18 protein-coding genes are annotated in these 19,494 nt (G+C 73.1%); 10 read left to right on the forward strand and 8 right to left on the reverse strand.

All coding sequences use genetic code 11. The features are described 5' to 3' along the window. Positions 1–11 precede the first annotated feature (11 nt). Together AWQ71_RS20800 and AWQ71_RS20805 are read left to right on the forward strand one after the other, a co-directional pair. Positions 12–2,204 carry a PxKF domain-containing protein gene (locus AWQ71_RS20800; protein WP_067135700.1) on the forward strand — a complete coding sequence of 731 codons (2,193 nt, stop codon included), beginning with the start codon at positions 12–14 and terminating at the stop codon, positions 2,202–2,204. Between the two features lie 362 nt (positions 2,205–2,566). Beyond that, the gene (locus AWQ71_RS20805) at positions 2,567–3,865 is read left to right on the forward strand and encodes an FAD-dependent oxidoreductase (protein ID WP_067135701.1); all 1,299 of its coding nucleotides are present in this window, start codon (positions 2,567–2,569) and stop codon (positions 3,863–3,865) included. A gap of 19 nt (positions 3,866–3,884) precedes the next feature. Here AWQ71_RS20805 and AWQ71_RS20810 read toward each other — a convergent pair whose 3' ends face one another. Genes AWQ71_RS20810 through AWQ71_RS20830 form a run of 5 tightly spaced genes read right to left on the reverse strand, consistent with a single transcriptional unit; the run spans position 3,885 to position 8,164 of the window. Then, a complete protein-coding gene (locus AWQ71_RS20810) occupies positions 3,885–4,490 on the reverse strand; it encodes an energy-coupling factor transporter transmembrane component T family protein (RefSeq protein WP_067135703.1) in 606 nt (201 codons plus the stop codon). Beyond that, on the reverse strand, positions 4,487–5,161 hold the full coding sequence (locus AWQ71_RS20815) for an energy-coupling factor ABC transporter ATP-binding protein (protein ID WP_067135968.1): 675 nt from the start codon (positions 5,159–5,161) through the stop codon (positions 4,487–4,489). The genes AWQ71_RS20810 and AWQ71_RS20815 overlap by 4 nt, the downstream gene beginning before the upstream one ends. Then, positions 5,158–6,282 (reverse strand): thiolase family protein, encoded by a 1,125-nt coding sequence (locus tag AWQ71_RS20820; protein ID WP_067135704.1) that lies wholly within the window; start codon positions 6,280–6,282, stop codon positions 5,158–5,160. Before AWQ71_RS20820 ends, AWQ71_RS20815 begins: the two co-directional genes overlap by 4 nt. Further along, on the reverse strand, positions 6,279–7,592 hold the full coding sequence (locus tag AWQ71_RS20825; RefSeq protein WP_067135706.1) for a class I adenylate-forming enzyme family protein: 1,314 nt from the start codon (positions 7,590–7,592) through the stop codon (positions 6,279–6,281). The genes AWQ71_RS20820 and AWQ71_RS20825 overlap by 4 nt, the downstream gene beginning before the upstream one ends. Next, positions 7,589–8,164: a biotin transporter BioY gene (locus AWQ71_RS20830; protein WP_218001889.1), complete on the reverse strand. Its 576-nt coding sequence runs from the start codon at positions 8,162–8,164 to the stop codon at positions 7,589–7,591. Before AWQ71_RS20830 ends, AWQ71_RS20825 begins: the two co-directional genes overlap by 4 nt. Before the next feature lie 131 nt (positions 8,165–8,295). On the opposite strand from AWQ71_RS20830, the gene AWQ71_RS20835 reads away from it, so the two are divergent. After that, complete coding sequence (locus AWQ71_RS20835; RefSeq protein ID WP_067135710.1) at positions 8,296–8,589, forward strand: YiaA/YiaB family inner membrane protein; 294 nt, start codon at positions 8,296–8,298, stop codon at positions 8,587–8,589. A gap of 10 nt (positions 8,590–8,599) precedes the next feature. Here the strand turns inward: AWQ71_RS20835 and AWQ71_RS20840 are convergent, their stop codons facing one another. Beyond that, the gene (locus tag AWQ71_RS20840; protein WP_067135712.1) at positions 8,600–9,229 is read right to left on the reverse strand and encodes a response regulator; all 630 of its coding nucleotides are present in this window, start codon (positions 9,227–9,229) and stop codon (positions 8,600–8,602) included. Beyond that, positions 9,141–10,388: a MacS family sensor histidine kinase gene (gene macS / locus AWQ71_RS20845; protein WP_084259106.1), complete on the reverse strand. Its 1,248-nt coding sequence runs from the start codon at positions 10,386–10,388 to the stop codon at positions 9,141–9,143. Before macS ends, AWQ71_RS20840 begins: the two co-directional genes overlap by 89 nt. Positions 10,389–10,525: 137 nt before the next feature. Here macS and AWQ71_RS20850 point away from each other — a divergent pair, with 137 nt between their 5' ends. After that, the gene (locus AWQ71_RS20850) at positions 10,526–11,344 is read left to right on the forward strand and encodes an MIP/aquaporin family protein (protein WP_067135714.1); all 819 of its coding nucleotides are present in this window, start codon (positions 10,526–10,528) and stop codon (positions 11,342–11,344) included. A gap of 35 nt (positions 11,345–11,379) precedes the next feature. Next, positions 11,380–12,897 carry a glycerol kinase GlpK gene (gene glpK, locus AWQ71_RS20855; RefSeq protein ID WP_067135716.1) on the forward strand — a complete coding sequence of 506 codons (1,518 nt, stop codon included), beginning with the start codon at positions 11,380–11,382 and terminating at the stop codon, positions 12,895–12,897. Between the two features lie 16 nt (positions 12,898–12,913). On the opposite strand, the gene AWQ71_RS20860 is transcribed toward glpK, so the two are convergent. Continuing rightward, the gene (locus AWQ71_RS20860; protein WP_084259107.1) at positions 12,914–13,657 is read right to left on the reverse strand and encodes a GntR family transcriptional regulator; all 744 of its coding nucleotides are present in this window, start codon (positions 13,655–13,657) and stop codon (positions 12,914–12,916) included. A 263-nt stretch (positions 13,658–13,920) separates the two neighbouring features. Here AWQ71_RS20860 and AWQ71_RS20865 point away from each other — a divergent pair, with 263 nt between their 5' ends. The 5 genes from AWQ71_RS20865 to lsrF are packed head-to-tail and all read left to right on the forward strand — an operon-like array spanning position 13,921 to position 19,415. Next, complete coding sequence (locus AWQ71_RS20865; protein ID WP_067135718.1) at positions 13,921–15,033, forward strand: ABC transporter substrate-binding protein; 1,113 nt, start codon at positions 13,921–13,923, stop codon at positions 15,031–15,033. Between the two features lie 22 nt (positions 15,034–15,055). Next, the gene (locus AWQ71_RS20870; protein WP_067135720.1) at positions 15,056–16,570 is read left to right on the forward strand and encodes a sugar ABC transporter ATP-binding protein; all 1,515 of its coding nucleotides are present in this window, start codon (positions 15,056–15,058) and stop codon (positions 16,568–16,570) included. Continuing rightward, on the forward strand, positions 16,563–17,522 hold the full coding sequence (locus AWQ71_RS20875; protein WP_067135722.1) for an ABC transporter permease: 960 nt from the start codon (positions 16,563–16,565) through the stop codon (positions 17,520–17,522). The genes AWQ71_RS20870 and AWQ71_RS20875 overlap by 8 nt, the downstream gene beginning before the upstream one ends. Further along, complete coding sequence (locus AWQ71_RS20880) at positions 17,519–18,532, forward strand: ABC transporter permease (RefSeq protein ID WP_067135724.1); 1,014 nt, start codon at positions 17,519–17,521, stop codon at positions 18,530–18,532. Before AWQ71_RS20875 ends, AWQ71_RS20880 begins: the two co-directional genes overlap by 4 nt. Continuing rightward, positions 18,525–19,415, forward strand: a complete 891-nt coding sequence (gene lsrF, locus AWQ71_RS20885; RefSeq protein WP_067135726.1) for a 3-hydroxy-5-phosphonooxypentane-2,4-dione thiolase — start codon at positions 18,525–18,527, stop codon at positions 19,413–19,415. The genes AWQ71_RS20880 and lsrF overlap by 8 nt, the downstream gene beginning before the upstream one ends. The last annotated feature ends 79 nt before the right edge of the window (positions 19,416–19,494 follow it).

The following is a 19,494-nucleotide window of genomic DNA, read 5'->3' on the forward strand; positions in this document are numbered from 1 at the left end:
CCTTCGGGACCGTGTCCGCCGCCGTCGGTGGCGTTCAGGCTCAGGGCGCGTCCGGCGCGTCCGGCGCTTCCAGCGCGGACGTGTCGGCCGACGCGCCCGCTGCGAAGAACGCGTCGCTGACGGGCTATGACCGCGAGATCGTCGACCAGTTCGACTCGGCCAACTCCGTCAGCCATATCCGGCACCTGGCCGTGGACATCGGCCCCCGGCTGAACGGCACCCCGCAGGAGAGGGAGGGCGCGGAGTACATCGGCGGCCTCCTCAAGTCCTACGGCTTCGAGGTGACCTACCAGCAGTGGGGCCCGGTCTCGACCAAGCAAGTAGCGAAGGTCACGTCCCCGAACGCCGACCTGCCCGGTGGACCGAACTGGCAGATGTACGCCTCCGCCAGCGGCAAGTTCACCGGCGACGCCGGCGTGGAAGGGCCCGTCGTCTACGCCGGGACCGGCCAGTCCGCGGCGGACTTCCCCGCCGACACCGCGGGCAAGATCGTGCTGATGGACTACAACAGCACCGCCTCGATCCGGAACACCGCGGTGGCCAACGCGGCGGACCGGGGGGCGAGCGCGGTCATCCTGGCCTACCCGACCGGCAACTCCGCGCCGCCGTCGTTCACTCTCACCACGTCCCAGCCCGGGATCCCGGTGATCGGTGGCGGCAGCGCGCACTACACCTGGATCAGGGGTCTCCTGGACAAGGGCCCGTTGACGCTGCGGATCGCGACGAACCAGTACGCGAACCCGATGGGCACCAACGTGATCGGCATCCGGCACGCGGTCGGGGACCCGACCGGCACCACCGCGCCGATCGTCATGGTCGGTGCGCACATCGACTCGGTGCTGGGCGCGCCCGGTGCTCACGACGACGCTTCGGGCAACGGCGTCTCCCTGGAGGTCGCCCGGGTGCTCAGCCAGTATCCGCTGGACAAGGAACTGCGGATCGGCGGTTTCGGCGGTGAGGAGGGCGGCCTGCTCGGCGCGCGGGCGTACGTCAACACGCTGACCGCGGCGGAGAAGGCCCGGTTCGTCGGCGAGTGGCAGATGGACATGGTCGGTACGCCGTACGAGCCGGCCCGGCTGTGGGCGCTGACCCCGAACGGCCAGTCGAACTTCGTGGTCCAGGAGGCGTACGACGCGGCCGCGCGCGCCGGGTTCGACGGACTGCGCAACTGCAGGCTCGGGCAGAGCGACCACCAGGCGTTCTACGACGTGGGCATCCCGTCGTCGCTGTTCATCTGGCTCGACTACCGGCCGCCGGCCCCGCCGGCTGTCTGCGGTCCGACCGGCGGGACGTACGTCACGGAGCCGGAGTACCACAAGCCCACGGACACGATGGACAACATCAGCCCCGAGCGGCTGCAGATCACCCTTGATGTCGTGGGCGGTGCGGTGGCGCACAACGCGCTGAACGCGGTGACGGTGTCCGCGACCTCGGACGCCGACCAGCCGGTGGCGGGCGCGCCGGTGCGGGCCGACTGCGGCAACGGCCCGCGCGACCTGGGCACGACCGGGGCCGACGGCCGGCTGCAGGCGGTGCTCCCGCATGCCACCTGCGACTTCACCACCACCGTCGAGGGCCGGACGGCGACCGAGCGCGCCGTGTCGATCGCCGGTGACCGAGCCGTGAAGATGACCGTCGATTTCACCAAGCCGACGATCTCCCTCACCACGCCCGCCGATGGCGCGGTCTTCACTCTCGGGACGGCGGCGACCGCGTCGTACCGGTGCGATGACACCCTGTCCGGGGTGGCCACGTGCACCGGCACCGTGCCCGACGGCAGTCCGCTCGACACCTCCGCCGTCGGCTTCCACGAGTTCACCGTGAAGGCCGCCGACAACGCGGGCAACGTCGCCGACCAGAAGGCGACCTACCAGGTCGTCTACCCCTGGCAGGCCTACTTCCCCGAGACGATGGACGGCAAGGCCGGCAGCGCCGTGCCGATCAAGTTCGGCCTCGGCGGTGACCGTGGCACCGATGTGATCGCGTCCGGCTACCCGGTCTCCCGGCCGGTGACCTGCGACACCGGGAAGGCGACCGGTCCGGCCGAGCCGACCAGCGGTCCCGGGAACTCCAAGCTCGGCTACGACGACGGCCAGTACAACTACGTGTGGAAGACCGACCGCGGTTGGTCCGACTCCTGCCGCCAGTTCGAACTGAAGCTCGATGACGGCAGCAGCCACCTCACGACCATCAGGCTGAAGTAGGCGCGTGGTGGGGGAGCGGAGTGATCGGCCTCCGTTCCCCCACAGCTCCGCTGGCAGCCGGAAGAACCGCTGACTCTTAATTGGAGGCAGGGTTCGACCCCCTGGCGGCGCACCTGTCGAAAGCCCAGGTCGGGCATCCCGGCCTGGGCTTTCGTTATTCGTTCCCTGCCATCGTGGGCCTGGCAGTTCTCGACCGACCAGTGACAGTTGACAATGGGGATTTCCGGTGGGTGGAAATCCCCTTTATGGAGGCTTCCTTTCGGGGCTCCGTCTACCTGTCCCTGATCTGATGATTACGGATCTTGAGATCGTCGTCCGGTCAAATCTCGATCTTTGGTGATTTTTCCGGCAAGATCCGTTTCATGACGCCACGGGCCGGTGACCATGCCATCGTCTTGGGAGCGGGAATCAGCGGGCTGCTCGCCGCCCGGGTGCTGACCGATTTCTACGACCGGGTGACGCTGGTCGAGCGGGACGCGCTGGACGGAGATGGGCCGCGCAGAGGCGTGCCACAGGGCTTTCACGCCCACTCCCTGCTCGCCAGAGGCCTCCAGATCATGGAGGAACTGTTTCCCGGCGTGACCGGGGAGCTGCTCGCGGCGGGCGCCGTGCCGTACGCGGCGGCGCAGGTTCGCATGATCATGGGTGGGCTCGAGTTCGCCCGCGCGCCGGCCGGGGACATCGGGGTGTCGGCGACCCGGCCCTTCCTGGAGGGGCACCTCCTGCGGCGGGTACGGGCGCTGGACCGCGTGGCGATCGAGGACGGCGTCCAGGTCACCGGCGTGCTGGCCAGGGGAGACGAGGTCGTCGGGGCGAGCGTCGCCGGGCCGGACGGGGAGCGGGAACTGTCCGCCGACCTCGTGATCGACGCGATGGGCCGGGGCGGGCGCACCCCCGCCTGGCTGGAGGCGCTGGGGTTCGACCGCCCGGAGGAAGACACGATCCGGGTCGAGGTCGCCTACGCCACCCGGTACGTGCGATTTCCCGACGGGGCGGTGGAGGGCGACCGCATGGTCCTCGTCGGCACGTCCCCCGAAACGCTCAAGGGCGCGGCCCTCTGCGAGGTGGAGGGCGGCCGCTGGCTGGTGACGCTGGGCGGCAGTGCCGGCGTCCGCCCGCCGGCCGACCCCGAGGACTTCCTCGCCTGGGTCGACGAGGTGCTCCCGCCCGACGTGGCCGCGGCCGTACGCGATGGCGAGGCGCTGGGTGAGATCGGCGTGGCCAGGATGCCGACGAGCGTCCGGCGCAGGTATGAGCGGCTGGGCCGGTTCCCGAAGGGGCTCCTGGTCACCGGGGACGCGATCTGCCACTTCAACCCGATCTACGGCCAGGGCATGTCGGTGGGGGCGCTGGACGCGCTCGCGCTGCGCGACTGTCTGCGCGAGGGGACCCGGGCCCTGGCCGGCCGGTACTTCGCCGCCGTCGCGAAGGCGCTCGACCCGCCGTGGCAGCTCTCGACCGGGGCGGATCTGGCCCTGCGGGAGGCCGGGAACCAGAAGACCGTGGCGAGCCGCGTCCTCAACGCCTACCTCGGCAGGATGCGGCGGGCGGCCGCGCGGGACTGGCGGGTCGCGGAGGCCTTCACCCGGGTGACCGGGCTGATCGATCCGCCGTCGGCGCTGGCCCGCCCGGCCGTGATCTGGCGGACGCTGCGCGGGTGAGACACATCCGTCCGCGACGTCAGCGGTCGCCCTCCCCGCGGGCGGCCAGGGCCTCGCCCAGCTCGTCCGCGTGCCGCAGCGTCCGGACCAGGAACGGTACGGCGAACGCGGTGACCGACCGCTGCGCGCCCCGCGCCCTGGCGGCCTCCCGCACCTCGGCGGCGATCGCGGACAGCGCGGCCACCGCCTGCAGGGTGAGGCCGACGATCAGGCCGATCCGGTCCGGCCGGACCCCGAACCGCCGCAGCGGCCCGAGCCCGCCCTCGACCGCGGCCACCACGTCGTCGATCCTGGTGGTGATCGTGAACAGGTTCGCCGCGGCCAGGGCGGTCACGACGCGCAGGCACACCACCAGCGCCCGATCCGCGCCGAGCAGCCACCACTGCACCGCGAACACGAACGCCGCCAGCACCCCGAGCGAGCGGGCCACCCCCGCGCAGCGCCGGAGGGAGACCCGTGCCACGCCGTACGCGAGGACGACGGCGGCGCAGATCCCGCCGAGCCAGACGGGGGAGCGCAGCGCGAACACCGCCGCCGCCAGGGCGAGCAGGGCGGCGAACTTCCAGCCGGCCGGCACGCGGTGCACCGGGCTCGACCCGGGCTCGTACCATCCGCCCGCCGTCATGTCACGAGCGCGCGGTAGTGGCGCAGCGCCGGCCCCGGCTCGTCGTCCGCGACGACCCGGCCGCCGTCGAGCACGACGACGCGGTCGAAGCCGTCGAGCAGGTCGAGATCGTGGGTCACCATCACGACCTGCTGCCGCAGACCGGTCAGCATCTCGGCGAACCGCCGCTTGTTGCGCAGGTCGAGCAGCGTCGTCGGCTCGTCGCAGACGAGCACGGCGGGGTCGAGCGCGAGCATGGCGCACAGCGCGAGCAGCTGCTTCTGGCCGCCGGAGAGCTGGTGGGCGGGATGGTCGGCGTAGCCGGCCAGGCCGTACTCGGCCAGCACCTCGGCCGCCCGCTCGGCGCGCTCCCGGCGGGAGAGCCCGGAGCGGCGCAGCGAGAACGCCACGTCCTCGCCCGCCGTGGGCATCACGATCTGGCTGTCGGGGTTGGTGAAGACGAACCCGACCCGCCGCCGCACCTCGCGGCCCTGGCGGGCCGGGTCGAGTCCGTCCACCAGGACGCGTCCGGAGGCCGGCAGGACCAGGCCGTTGATCATGCGGGCCAGCGTGGACTTGCCGGAGCCGTTCGCGCCGACGAACGCCACCCGCCGCTCGGCCAGGCGCAGGTCCACGCCGGACAGCACGACCCGCTCGCCGTAGCGGTGCCCGACGTCCTCGAACTCGATCACCGCACCGCCTCCCACATCGCGGCCACGCCGACGCCTCCGCCCGCCGACAGCGCGGACAGGCCGCGGCCCGCGCCGCGTACCCGGACCAGGGTGGCGAACAGCCGCACCACGAGCACCGCGCCGGACGCGCCCCACGGGTGGCCGAGCGCGATCGCGCCGCCGTCGGGGCTGACCGTGTGCTCGTCGATGCCGGCGGCGTCCAGGCAGGCGAGCGTCTGTCCGGCGAAGGCCTCGTTGAACTCGACGACGTCCGGCGTGCGGCCGAGCACCGTCTTCATGGCCGGGACCGCGCCCAGGCCGAGCCGGTTCGGATCGACGGCCGAGGTCGCCGAGGCGGTCAGCCGCAGGCCGGGCAGTCCGAGCCGGCGGCGGAGCGTCTCGCTCACCACGAGCACGGCGGCGGCTCCGTCGTTGATGCCGCACGAGTTGGCCGCCGTCGCGGTGCCGCCGGGGGTGAACGCGGGCCGGAACCGGGCGAGGCGCTCCACCGTGAACCCGGCGCGGGGCCGCTCATCCTGCTCGACGCCGCCGATCGGGACCAGCTCGGCCGCGAACCGGCCGTCCCGTACGGCCGCGACGGCCCTGGCGTGGCTGCGCGCGGCGAAGGCGTCCTGCCGCTCGCGCGAGACGCCCGCCTCGGCGGCCACCAGGTCGGCGGCCGGGCCCATGTCCGGGTCGCCGATCTCGGCCGGGGCGAACGGCGCCCGCGCGTAGGGGCGCGGCGGCTCGCCGGGGGACGCGGGACGCCACGCCCGGATCGGCGCGGTGGAGGCGCTCTCCACGCCCCCGGCGAGGTACGCCCGCCCCTCCCCGGCGCGGATCATCGCGGCGGCGAGGACGATCGCGGCGAGCCCGCTGGCGCACTGCCGGTCCACAGTCATCCCGGGGACGCCCTCGCCCAGCCCGGCGCGCAGGGCCGCCATCCTGGCCGGGTTGCCGCCGGGACCGAAGACGTTGCCGAGGACGACGTCGTCCACGCTGTCCAAGCCGGCGTCGTCGAGCACGGCGCGCAGCACCGGAGCGGCCAGCTCGTCGGCGGCGTACCGGCGCAGCGCGCCGTCCGCGTTGCCGATCGGGGTGCGCCGCGCCGCGACGACCACGGGGGTGAGGTCGTCGTTCATCGCAGCGGCTCGGCCGGGAGGGTGCCGTCCCGCAACTGACGGGTGATCGCGGCGCGGGCCGGCTTGCCGGACGGCGTGCGGGGGAGCGCGCGCGTCGCCAGCCAGCGGCGCGGGCGTTTGCCCGGTTCGAGCGCGGTCCGGGCGGCGGCGCGCAGGTCACGCAGGGCCGGGCGCGCGTCCGCGCCGACCTCGACGACGGCGGTGACGATCGCGCCGAGCGCCGGGTGCGGGGTGCCGGTGACGAGCACGTCCGTCACCCCGGGGACGCCGCGCAGCACCGCCTCGACCTCCTCGGCGGACACGAGCCGGCCGCCGCTGGACACGACCGCCCCGGCCCGGCCGCGCACCACGAGGCAGCCGGACGGGTCCAGTTCGACCCGGTCGCCCACGGTGGACCATCCGGCGCCGTCCGGTTCGAGCCCGCCGTCGCGGAGGCGGCCGCCGTACGCCAGGGGCGAGTTCACCCACAGCAGTCCGTCGCGGATGTCGAGCCGTACGCCGGGGACCGGGCGCAGGCCGTCGTCGCCGCGGCGGATCGCGATCAGGGAGTGCTCGGCGGAGCCGTAGTACTCGATCAGCTCGGTGTCCGGCAGCAGCCGGGCGAACCGCTCCCGCGTCTCGGCGCCGAGGTGCGCTCCGCCGCAGACGACCGTGCGCAGCGTGCAGGCCGCCCGCAGGTCCGGCCGCCGGTCGAGTACGGCGAGCAGCCCGGCCAGCATGGCCGGGACCAGATGGACGGCGGCGGCGTCGCGGGCGGCCCCGGCGGCGGCCTCCGGGTCCCAGCGCGGCGAAAGCCGCAGTTCGTGGCCGCACCACAGCGCGTGCAGCGCGCCGAACAGGAACAGCGACGAGCTGAGCGGCCCGGGGATCAGCACGGGCCCGGGAAGACGGCCGAGCGCGGCGAAGCTGCGCAGCCACGACCCGCGGGTCCGGATGAGCACCTTGGGCCGGGAGCTGCTGCCGGAGGTCGTCGGCAGGTAGAAGAAGGTGTCGTCGTCCCCGGCGGGCGTGATCCCGTGGGCGGCCGGGGACGGCGTGCCGGTGACCACGAGGTGCGGGCGGGCGTCGGCGAGTACCGCCGCGCGCTCGCGCGGCGTCCACGCCGGCTCGACCATCAGCGTGGCGGCGCCGAGCAGGTCCGCGCCGAGGAACCACGCCAGCGCGTCCCACGGGTCCGCCACGTCGACGGCGATCCGCGCGCCCGCGCCGACCCCGCGCCCGGCCAGCAGCCGCGCGGCCCCGTGCGCCCGGGCGAGCAGCGCGTACGGGACCCGGGCCGGGCCGAGGACCGGAGGCGTGGCGAGGGTCATCGGGCCCGCTTCGCCGATCCGGCCAGCTGTCCGGGCAGGGCACGGTGCAGGGTGGCGGCGATCAGCGCCACCGTCACGGCCTTGGCCACGTCGCCCGGCAGGAAGACCAGCGACTGCGTCGCGGCCGCGGGCAGGTCGCCGGTGTAGAGGCCGAGGAACGGAACGCCGATCAGGTAGTCGGCGGCGAGCCCGGCGGCGCCCGCCGCGAACAGCACCGGCAGCCGGGGACGCGCCGCGCGCTCCACGATCAGGCCGACGACCAGCGCCGACAGGATCCAGCCCAGCAGGAAACCGCCGCTCGGGCCGAGGAAGGGGCCGATCCCCGCGCGCCCGCCGGACAGCAGCGGCAGGCCGATCGCGGTCAGCGCGAGCAGCAGCACGACCGACGCGGTGCCACGCCGCGCGCCCAGGACGGCCCCCGCCAGCAGCGGGCCGGCGTTCTGCAGCACGATGGGCACGCCGGAGGTTCCGACGTAAAAACCCGGGAAGATGCCGAGCACCGCGATGAAGGCGGCGAACACGACCGTCCGGGCCAGGTCGGCGGCGGGCATGGGGGTACGGGGTCCTGACACATCGGACACGATATCCAGCCGTCTCCCCAAGGCGAAGGCCGGGAACGACCCACGCCCGGGTGCAGTACTCAGACGGAGTCGGGTAGCCGTACTCAGGCGCGGAGGCCGGGGCGGGGCGGACCATCGGAGGCATGAAGACCAAGCCCATCCAGCCCACGATGACGGCCGCCTACTACACCCAGTGCGTCATCTCGTTCGGGATCGCGCTCACCAGTGTCGCGGTCGGCGTCGCGTACCTGCCGGTCAGCCCGTGGGTGCGGGCGTTCCTGGGGGTCGGGGTGATGTACACGGTGACGACGGCGTTCGCGCTCGCCAAGTGCGTGCGCGACCGGCAGGAGCTCGGCAACATGCACAGCCGGGTGGACCAGGCGCGCCTGGAGAAGCTCCTGTCCGAGCACGACCCGTACAAGGTGGACGGCGTGTGACCTCGGGCTCTCATTCCTCGTCCAGCCCGCGCTCGATCGCGTAACGGACCAGTTCGACCCGGTTGTGCAGCCGCAGCTTGCTCAGCGTGTTCTGCACGTGGTTCTGCACGGTGCGGTGGGAGAGCACCAGCCGTTCGGCGATCTGCCTGTACGAGAGCCCCTTGGCGACCAGGCGCAGCACCTCGGTCTCGCGGTCGGTGAGCCGGGGGCCGTCGTCGGGCGGCGGCTGCGCGGCGAGCCTGCGGTACTCGCCGAGGACGAGCCCGGCGAGGCCCGGGGTGAACACGGCGTCGCCCTCGGCGGTGCGCCGTACGGCCTGGAGGAACTCCTCGCGGCTCGCGGACTTGATCAGGTAGCCGGAGGCGCCCGCCTTCACCGCGTCGAGGACGTCGTCCTGTTCGCCGCTCGCCGACAGCACGAGCACGTGCGGCGGGTGCGCGGAGGCGGCCAGCCCGCGGGCCACCTCGACCCCGGACAGGTCGGGCAGCCGCAGGTCGAGGACGACCACGTCAGGGCGTACGGCCGCCGCGACCCGGAGCGCCTGGCGTCCCTCACCCGCGGTCGCCACGATGTCGCAGCCGGCCTCGCTGAGATCGCGGGCGATGGCGTCGCGCCACATCGGGTGGTCGTCCACCACCATCACCCGCAGACCGTTCACGACCGTAACTGTAGGACGGCCGGGCGGGGCCCGTGGAGGCCGTGGGCACGGTCAGTTCGACCTCGGTGCCCTGGCCGGGGACGGAGCAGACGTCCACCGCGCCGCCGAGGGCGGCGATCCGGCCGCGGATGGACTGGGCGACGCCGAGCCGGCCGGCGGCCTCCGCCTCGGCCAGGCGCCCGGCGGGGATGCCGGGGCCGTCGTCGCGTACGGTCACGGTGACGGAGCCGCCGTCCCCTTCCGCGAGGACCCAGGCCAGGGCGCCCTCGCCGCAGTGCCGGCGCACGTTGTCCAGGGCGGCGGCGACCGCGGCCACGACCTCCTCGGCCGATCTCGCGGGCAGGAGCAGCGGTGTCGCGGGCGTGGCCACGGTCACCGAGGCGGAGCCGAGCCGGCGCAGCAGGACGCCGACGTCGGAGAATCCCGCGCCGCCGGCGGGGGACGGGTCGGCCCGGATCAGCTCGCGCAGCGCCGCCTCCTGCTCTCCGGCGAGCCGTCCCAGTTCGGCGGCCTCGCCGCCGATCTCCAGACCGCGGCGCTGTACGAGGGCCAGTACCTGGAGGACGGAGTCGTGGATGCCGCGGGCGAGCCGCTCCCGCTCCCGGCCGGCCGCCTCCATCTCCACCGCCCGCTGGAGCCGCCGCTCGGCCTGCTCGGTGAGCCGGGCGACGTGGCCGACGACGGCCCCGGCCAGGATCAGCAGCGCCGACCCGTTGAGGGGGACGAGGAGGTCGAAGCCGCGCAGGCCGCGCACCCACAGGTCGGCGGTCGACAGCAGGACCCCGGCCGCGACGCCGGCGCGGCGTCCTCCGTGCACCGCCCAGGCCAGCACGGGGCCGCCGATCCAGGTCGCCGTGATCGGCACGACGCCACCGAGCTCGGCCTCGGGCCCCTGCGCGTACGGCGAGGCGAGCAGGCAGCCCACTGTGACGAGCAGGTCGATCAGCAGCAGCGCCCGGCCGCGCGCGACGCGGTAGGCCGCCGTCGCCCCCGCCGTCCAGAGCGCCATCACGCCGAGGATGAGCCACCCGAGGGCGGGTCGCCGGTAGTCTCCCGAGGCCGCGAGCAGCAGCGCGGCGTACGCGAGCGAGGCGACGCGGTACACCGCGATGGCCCGCCAGAAGGGTCCGTCCGTGCCCATGAGCTCCCGAGTCTCTTGTCTCTCACTTTTATGCCATATGGACGGACTCTTGAGGTGGTGGGCCGTGTCCGCCGGTCCGTACGCGGAGATCAGTAGAGGGCAAGGGCGCCGGGGCCGCCGCGACCGGAGGGGAAGACGTGGCTGCACACGCGAAGGCCCCGAGGCTGGCCGCGGAGCTGGCCGCGGAGTTCGCGGGCACGCTGATCCTGATCCTGTTCGGCACGGGCGTCGTCGCGCAGGTCGTCGCCGCCGGTCTCGGGAACCACGACAGCATCGCGTGGGCGTGGGGGCTCGGCGTCACGTTCGGCGTCTACACGGCGGCGCGGATCAGCGGCGCGCACCTCAACCCGGCCGTCACCCTCGCGTTCGCGGTGTTCAAGGGCTTCGCCTGGCGCAAGGTGCTGCCGTACACGGCGGCCCAGACGCTGGGCGCGTTCGTCGCCGCGCTGCTCGTGCGGTGGAACTACGACGAGGTGCTGGCCGCGGTCGATCCGGGCCGCACGCTCAAGACGCAGTTCGTGTTCTCGACCCTGCCGGGCAACGGGTCGCTGCCGGTGCCTCTGTGGGGCGCGTTCCGCGACCAGGTGATCGGCACCGCGATCCTGCTGTTCCTGATCTTCGCCGTGGTGGACGAGCTGAACGTCGCGCCGGGGGCGAACCTGTTCCCGGTCGTCATCGGGCTGATCGTGGTGGCGATCGGCATGGCGTGGGGCGCCAACGCGGGCTACGCCATCAACCCGGCGCGCGACTTCGGCCCGCGCCTCGCGTCGTTCATCACCGGGTACGCGACGGCATGGCGGGACCAGTACGGGGAGCTCTATTTCTGGGTGCCGATCGTGGCCCCGCTCATCGGCGGCGTGGTGGGTGCGGGCCTCTACCGGCTCCTGATCGCCCGGTTCCTGCCGGTGCCGGGGCAGGAGGTGGGCCGTGTCCCCACCGAGAACGAGGGCATCTGACCTGGTGAGGCGTGCGGCAGAGGGGGTGACATGCCATGGCGGACTTCGTCGGAGCGGTCGATCAGGGCACCACGAGCACCCGGTTCATGATCTTCGATCGGGGTGGGAACGAGATCGCCCGGCACCAGCTCGAACACCAGCAGATCCTCCCGCGCGCCGGATGGGTGGAGCACAACCCGACGGAGATCTGGGAGCGTACCCGGGCGGTGATCGAGACGGCGCTGCGCGGCGCGCGGCTGGCCGCGTCCGACCTCGCGGCGCTCGGGGTGACCAACCAGCGGGAGACGACGCTGGTCTGGAACCGGCGGACGGGGCGGCCGTACTACAACGCGATCGTGTGGCAGGACACCCGGACCGACCGCATCGCGGCCGCGCTGGACCGCGACGGCAGGGGTGACGTGATCCGGCGCCGGGCCGGGCTGCCCCCGGCGACGTACTTCTCCGGCGCGAAGATCCAGTGGATCCTGGAGAACGTCGAGGGCGTGCGCGAGGACGCCCGGTCGGGTGAGGCGATCTTCGGCACCGCCGACACCTGGTTGCTGTGGAACCTCACCGGCGGGACCGACGGCGGCGCGCACGTCACCGACCCCACGAACGCCAGCCGCACGATGCTGATGGATCTGGAGACGCTGGACTGGGACGAGGAGCTCCTGTCGTTCTTCGGCGTGCCGCGCGAGATGCTGCCGCGCATCCTCCCGTCGTCCAACCCGGACGCGTACGGCATGACCCGGCGCTGGGGGCCGCTCGCCGGGGAGGTGCCGCTGTCCGGCGACCTCGGCGACCAGCAGGCGGCGACCGTGGGCCAGGTCTGCTTCGATCCCGGCGAGGCCAAGAACACCTACGGCACGGGCAACTTCCTGCTGCTCAACACCGGCGGGGACCCGGTGCGGTCGCGGCACGGCCTGCTCACCACGGTCGGCTACCGTTTCGGCGCCGAGCCGCCGGTGTACGCGCTGGAGGGGTCGATCGCGGTGACCGGCTCGGCCGTGCAGTGGCTGCGCGACCAGCTCGGCATCATCTCGGGGGCGGCGCAGAGCGAGGCGCTGGCCCGGCAGGTGAGCGACAACGGAGGCGTCTACTTCGTGCCCGCCTTCTCCGGCCTCTTCGCGCCGTACTGGCGTTCGGACGCGCGCGGCGTGATCGTCGGGCTGTCCCGCTTCAACACGAACGCGCACATCGCGCGCGCCGCCCTGGAGGCGATCTGCTACCAGACGCGCGACATCGTCGAGGCGATGGAGCGTGACTCGGGGGTGGCCCTCGACGTGCTGCGCGTGGACGGGGGCGTGACCGCCAACAACCTGTGCATGCAGCTCCAGGCGGACATCCTCGGCGTGCCGGTGTCCAAGCCGGTCGTGGCCGAGACCACCGCGCTCGGAGCCGCGTACGCCGCGGGGCTGGCCGTGGGCTTCTGGAGCTCGACCGAGGACCTGAGGAAGAACTGGCACGAGGCCCGCCGCTGGCTGCCGACCTGGACGGACGAGCAGCGCGCGGAGGGCTACGCCGGGTGGAAGAAGGCCGTGGAGCGGGCGCTCGGCTGGGTGGAGGTGGAGTGACCCGGCCGAACGCCCCTCACCGGATGCCGACGTAGAACCGGGTCTGGTCGCTGCGGTGCAGCGCGTAGTACGCCTCGAACCGGGTGTTGTCGTCCAGCCAGGCGACCGACTCGATGCCGAGCAGCGGCGTCGAGGTGGAGACCTCCAGCAGCGCCGCGTCCTCGGAGTCGGGGAAGACCGCCTCGATCCAGCGGTCCGCGGCCGCCGGCTCGATGCCGTACCGCCGCCGCAGCACGTCGTACAGGGACTGGTTCTCCAGGACGGCGCGCTCCAGGCCGGGGACCAGGCGGGCGGGCAGCGCGGTGTCGACGAGCAGCCACGGCTGGCCGTCCACGCAGCGGAGCCGGCGCAGCCGGACGACCTCCTCGCCGCGCGGGATCCGGAGGAGGGCGGCCTCCCGCTCGTCCGCCTGGCCCAGCGACTGGTGGATGGTCTGCGTGGTCACCCGGCGTCCGGACTCCCGCAGATCGTCGGCCGAGCCGGACGTCGTTCCGACGAACCGCAGCTCCGTCTTGCGCGGTGAGACGAAGGCGCCGCGCCCTTTGATCTTGTAGATGAGGCGCTGCTGCACGAGTTCCCGCAGGGCTTCGCGTACGACGGTGCGGGACACGCTGAACATGTCGCTCAGCTCGGCCTCGGACGGAAGTGGCTGGTCCGGGCCCAGCTCGCCGCTGTCGATCTCCGCCCGTAAGGCCCGCATGAGCTGCATCCACAGCGGTTCCGCCCCGTCGCGGTTGAGGCGCGGATAGGTGATCGTCACGGGTCCCCTCCTTGGAGGCAAGCTTCTGGAAGCATGCCATGCCCGGCAGCCTGTCGTGACAGGTTGTCGAACCTGTCGTGAAGATTATCCTGCATTGCCCAGCTCGTGTGGCCCAGGAAACACTCTCTTGACAGCTCCGTAACGTCGGCTTAGTTTGCTTGTCACTACAGGCCTGTAATGACATCCCGCTCTCTCGCGAGTGATGCGTTCCCGCGGCTTTCGACTTCTCCCGCTACGGCGGACCTGCTCTCTCTGGAGACACGATGCGTATCCGTACCTCTCGCCGGCCCTGGCGCGCGGCCTCCGCGGCGACCATCGCCGCCCTCGCGGTTCTGGCCACGGGCTGTGGCTCCGGCGACAACGCCTCCGGTGACAAGGCGAGCTCCGGCGGCAGCGGCGACAAGCCGTTCATCGCGCTGAGCAACGGCTTCATCGGCAACGGCTGGCGGCAGACGATGATCGCCAAGTTCGAGGCGGCGGCCACGCAGGCGCAGCAGGACGGCCTGATCAGCAAGTACAAGGTCGTCAACGCGCCCGGTGAGAACTCGGCCACCGAGCAGGTCGCGCAGATCAAGAGCCTGCTCCTGCAGAAGCCGGACGCGCTGCTGATCGACCCGTCCTCGCCGACCGCGCTCAAGCCGGTCATCCAGCAGGCCTGCGACGCCGGCGTCAAGGTCGTGGTGTTCGACTCCGCGATCGACGCCCCGTGCGCGTACGTGCTGCAGAACAGCTTCGTCGACTGGGCCACCTATGCCGCGAAGCCGCTGCTTGAGGGCATCGGCGGCAAGGGCAACGTCATCGTGAGCCGCGGTGTCGTCGGCTCCCAGCCCGAGGCCGAGATGTTCGACACCACCAAGAAGATCCTCGGCGAGTACGCCGACGTGAAGACCGCCGCGACGGTGACCGGCATGTGTGACGGCGCCACCGCGCAGAAGGCCGTGCTCGGCGTGCTGTCCAGCGTGCCCAAGGTGGACGGCGTCATCGGCTGCGGCGACGGCTACGGCGTCGCCCAGGCGTTCGCCACCGCCGGCAAGCCGGTGCCCGCCGTGACCTTCGAGACCAACGGCCGCGCCCTGAACTACTGGAAGGACAACAAGATCGACAACGGTTCGGTCGCGGTCATGTCCGACCCGGGCCAGTCCGTCGCCGCCCTCTGGGAGGCCCTCGACCTGCTCGACGGCAAGGACGTGCCGAAGCAGCTGACCTTCCCGATCGTCCTCGTGGAGCAGAAGGACCGCGACGCCTGGGCCGCCGCGCTCAAGCCCGACGAGTACGCCGCGTGGCCGTGGACCCGCGACCTGTTCCAGCAGCAGGTCGAGGCCGTGAAGACCGGCGGCCAGCCGGTGCAGCCGCCGATCCCGACGGCCGCGGGCTGACCTGGCGCAACCACAGGAGGGCATGCACGTGGACAACCGGGGACCGCGGGCCGGCGAGCCCGTCGTCATCGCCAAGGGCGTGACCAAGACGTACGGGCGCACCCGGGCGCTCACCGGCGTGGACCTGGAGGTCCGCGCGGGCGAGGTGCTCGGGCTCGTCGGCCACAACGGAGCCGGCAAGAGCACGCTGATGCGCGTGCTCGCCGGGCTGGAGGCCTGCGACGAGGGCGCGGTCCTGGTGCACGGGAACGAGGTCTCGGGCGCGGCCGGACCGCGCGCGGAGAACTTCCGCGCGGTGCGGATGGCCTACCAGGAGACCTCGCTCTGCCCCGACCTCACGGTGGCGGAGAACATCTGGGTGTCGTCGCGGCACTGCCTCCCGCGTCTGGGCTGGCGGCGGGCCGCGAGCGACGCCGTACGCCGTCGCCTCGACGAGATGTTCCCCGGCCACGGCGTGACGCCGCGCGACCGGGTCGAGGACCTGTCGCTGGCCCAGCGCCAGATGGTCGAGATCACCCGGGCCAGCCTGGTGGACCGGCTCGACCTGCTGATCCTGGACGAGCCGACCGAGTCGCTCGGCCCCGACGCGGCGCGTTCGCTGTACGACTACGTCCGCACGCTGACCGCGGCGGGCACCGCCGTGCTGCTCATCTCGCACCGCATCCGGGAGGTCCTCTCGGTGGCCGACCGCGTCGCCGTGCTGCGCGACGGCGCGGTCACCGCCGAGCGGTTCGCCGAGGGGCTGGGCGAGCAGGACGTGCTGGAACTGATGGGCGCGCATGTCGCGGTCCCCTCGGATCGGGAGCGCACCGCCGCCCGAGCCGCCGGAGACGGCGCCGACCGGCCGGTCGTGGCCGAGCTGCGCGGCGCCACCGGACCCGGCCTGCGCGAGGTCTCCCTGCGGGTCGGCGCCGGCGAGGTCGTGGGCCTCGCCGGGCTGGCCGGGCAGGGCCAGCAGGAGGTGCTCGAACGCCTGTGGCGCCCTGTCCGGCGCGACACCACGGTGGTCGGCACCCGCGCGTACGTGCCCGGCGACCGGCAGCGCTCCGGCGTGCTGCCCCTGTGGAGCGTCGCCGAGAACCTCATCGTCACCGCCATGCGCGGCCTCGCACGCCAGGGCCTGCGCCGCCCGGCCGAGGAGCGCGCGGCCGTCGGCGACTGGGTCGAGCGGCTGGCGATCCGCGGCGGCGCGGACGCCGGCATCACCGAGCTGAGCGGCGGCAACCAGCAGAAGGTCATCGTCGCCCGGGCGTTCGCCTCCACGGCGGAGCTGGTGCTGCTCGACGACCCCTTCCGCGGCGTGGACGTCCATACCAAAACCGACCTGTACGGACTGATCCGGCAGGAGGCGGCACAGGGCCGGAGCGTCGTCTGGTACTCCAGCGAGAACGCGGAGATGGCCCACTGCGACCGGGTCTACGTGTTCCGCGCCGGCCGGGTGGTCGCCGAACTGGTCGGCGAAGAGATCTCCGAGGAACGGATCATCGCCGTCTCCTTCGCCGAGTCCGAGTCGGATGGAGAGCAGAGCAATGAGTGAGCTCCTCGCGTCGGCCCTGCCGTCCCGGGCCAGGATGCGCCGCACGGCGCCCGCCGTGGTCAGCGCCGTCGCCCTCGCCGCGATGGTCGCGGTCTGCGCCTCGCTGCAGTCGGACGTGCTGAGCGTGGGCGGCCTGACGCTCGTGCTGTCGGCGACCGTGCCGCTCGTCATCGCGGCCCAGGCCCAGATGACGCTCATGTCGGTCGGCGACATCGACCTCGGGATCGGCACCTTCGTCGGCCTGGTCACGGTCGTGTCGGCCACCACGCTGGTGACGTCGCCGCTGCTCGGCGTCCTGACCCTGGCCGGCCTCATCGCCGCGTACGCGGTGCTGGGCGCGCTCATCCACCTGCGCCGGGTGCCGTCGCTGATCGCGACCCTGGGCGCCTCGTTCGTCTGGCTGGGGCTCGGCCTGTTCATCCTGCCGACGCCCGGCGGCTCGACCCCCGAGTGGCTGGCGTCGTTCGGCTCGTGGGCGCCCGCCGGGTTCCCCGCGCCGCTGCTGCCGATCCTGGTCGTCTCCCTGGTGGTGTACCTGCTCAGCTCGCGCAGCGGGCTCGGCGTGCGGATGCGCGGCCTGGGCAGCAACCCGGTGGCGCTCGAGCGGGCCGGGATGCGGCCGCTCGCCTCCCGCGTCATCGCGTACACGATGGCGGGCGCGCTCGGCGTGCTCTCCGGCCTCGTCCTGGCCTCCCAGACGGGAGGCGGGGACGTGTCGTCGGCCACCAGCTACCAGCTCATGACCGTGGCCGCGGTGATCCTCGGCGGCGGCTCCTTCTTCGGCGGGAGCGCCGTGCCCTGGGGCGTGGCCATCGGCGGCGTGACGCTCGGACTGGTCAGCGTCGTCCTCAGTCTGCTCGACGTGCCGTCGAACATGCAGTCCGCCGTGCAAGGCGTGATCGTCCTGGCCGTGCTCGCCGGCCGCGTCGTGGTCGGGAAGGTGCTGCGATGAACATCCGCGCGATCGTCTCGCGCCCGTGGATCTGGGGCTTCGCCGCGGCGGTGCTCGTCTGGGCGATCATCATGGCCATCTCGGGCCAGGGCGGCGGCCAGACGGTGTCGCTCGCGCTGTCCCTGGCGCCGTACCTCGTCGTCGTCGGGCTCGGGCAGATGCTCGTCATCACGGCCGGCCCCGGCAACATCGACGTGTCGGTGGCGTCGATCATCTCGCTGGCCGGGTTCGTCTCGGTCGGGGTGGCCGCCTCGACCGGGTCGGCGACCGTCGGCATCCTCGCCGGCATCGGCGTCGGCGTCCTCGTCGCCACCATCAGCACCGTGGCCATCCTCGGCCTGTCCGTGCCGCCGATCATCGCCACGCTGGCCGCCGGGCTCGTCGCCTCGTCGGTCACGCTGTCCCTCGCGAACGGCTTCACCGCGGTGCCCGACCCCGGCCTGCGGCAGCTCCTCAACGTGCGCCCGGCGGGCATCCCCGTCCTCGCCGTGGCCGTCGCGGCCCTGACCGGGCTGGTCATCGTGCTGCTGCGCCGTACGGTCTACGGCCGCTCCCTGCTCGCGGTCGGGCAGAACCGCCGGGCCGCGGAGCGGGCCGGCATCCCGGTCGCGCGCGTCATCGCGACCACGTACCTCGTGAGCGGCGCGCTCGCCGGACTGACGGGCGCCCTGCTCGCGGCCTACATCGCGCCCTCCGCCGACCTCGGCACGCGCTACCTGCTCGACTCCGTCGCCGTCGTCGTCATCGGCGGCACGCTCATCTCCGGCGGCCGGGCCGTGCCGGTGGGCGTGTGGGGAGCGGGTCTCTTCTTCATCCTGCTCGACGGCCTGGTCAACCTCGTGGGCTGGAGCACGGCCGCGCAGAACCTGCTGAAGGGCGGCCTGGTGCTCTTCGTCCTCTTCCTCGCCGGCGGGGGTGACCGTGCCGGGGGCACGGCCTCCCGATTCAGAAGACGGCCGCGACCGGCGGCCGCGACCACCACAACAACAGGAGACAACACTCATGGCTGACACCGACGGCCTGATCGACGCCCGCGACTTCGGGACGTCCGCGGCCCCGGCGGGCGGCTTCCACGTGAAGGGCGCGCACGCGCAGGACTGGGGGCTGCAGAACCGGCTGTCCCGCATCTTCCGGCCGGACACCGGGCGGACGGTCATGCTGGCGTTCGACCACGGCTACTTCGTCGGGCCGATGGCGGGCCTGGAGCGCCTCGACCTCAACATCGCGCCGCTCGTCCCCGACGCCGACGCGATCATGATGACGCGGGGCGCGCTGCGCACCAGCATCCCCTCCACCACCGGCGCCGGCATCGTGCTGCGCGCCAGCGGCGGCCCGAGCATCCTGCGCGAGCTGTCCGACGAGCACATCGCGCTCGACATCGAGGACGCGGTCCGTCTCAACGCGGACGCCCTGGCCATCCAGGTGTTCGTCGGCGGCGAGCACGAGTCCCGCTCGGTCGCCAACCTGGCCAAGCTCGTGGACGCCGGCCAGCGGCACGGCGTCCCCGTCCTCGGCGTCACCGCCGTCGGCAAGGACATGGTCCGCGACGCCCGCTACTTCCGGCTGGCGACCCGGATCACCGCCGAGATGGGCGCGCACATCGTCAAGACGTACTACGTCTCGGAGGGCTTCGAGACCGTCACCGCGAGCTGCCCGGTGCCGATCATCGTGGCCGGCGGCAAGAAGCTGCCCGAGCTGGACGCGCTGACCATGGCGTACCGCTCCATCCAGGAGGGCGCCGCCGGCGTGGACATGGGCCGCAACATCTTCCAGAGCGAGCACCCCGCCGCCATGCTCGCCGCCGTGCGCGCGGTCGTTCACGACGGTCTGAAGCCGGAAGAGGCCCTGGAGCTCTTCAAGGAGCGCTCGGCAGCCGGCACCGCAGCGTCCTGACCCTTCCAGGGCGCGGGTCCCCGGGCGGCATCGGCAGTGCCGCGGCGGGGACCCGCGCCCGCCATTCCCGGGAGCAACC

Origin of the sequence: Microtetraspora malaysiensis (assembly GCF_001528665.1) — a bacterium.
Classification (GTDB): domain Bacteria; phylum Actinomycetota; class Actinomycetes; order Streptosporangiales; family Streptosporangiaceae; genus Microtetraspora_A; species Microtetraspora_A malaysiensis.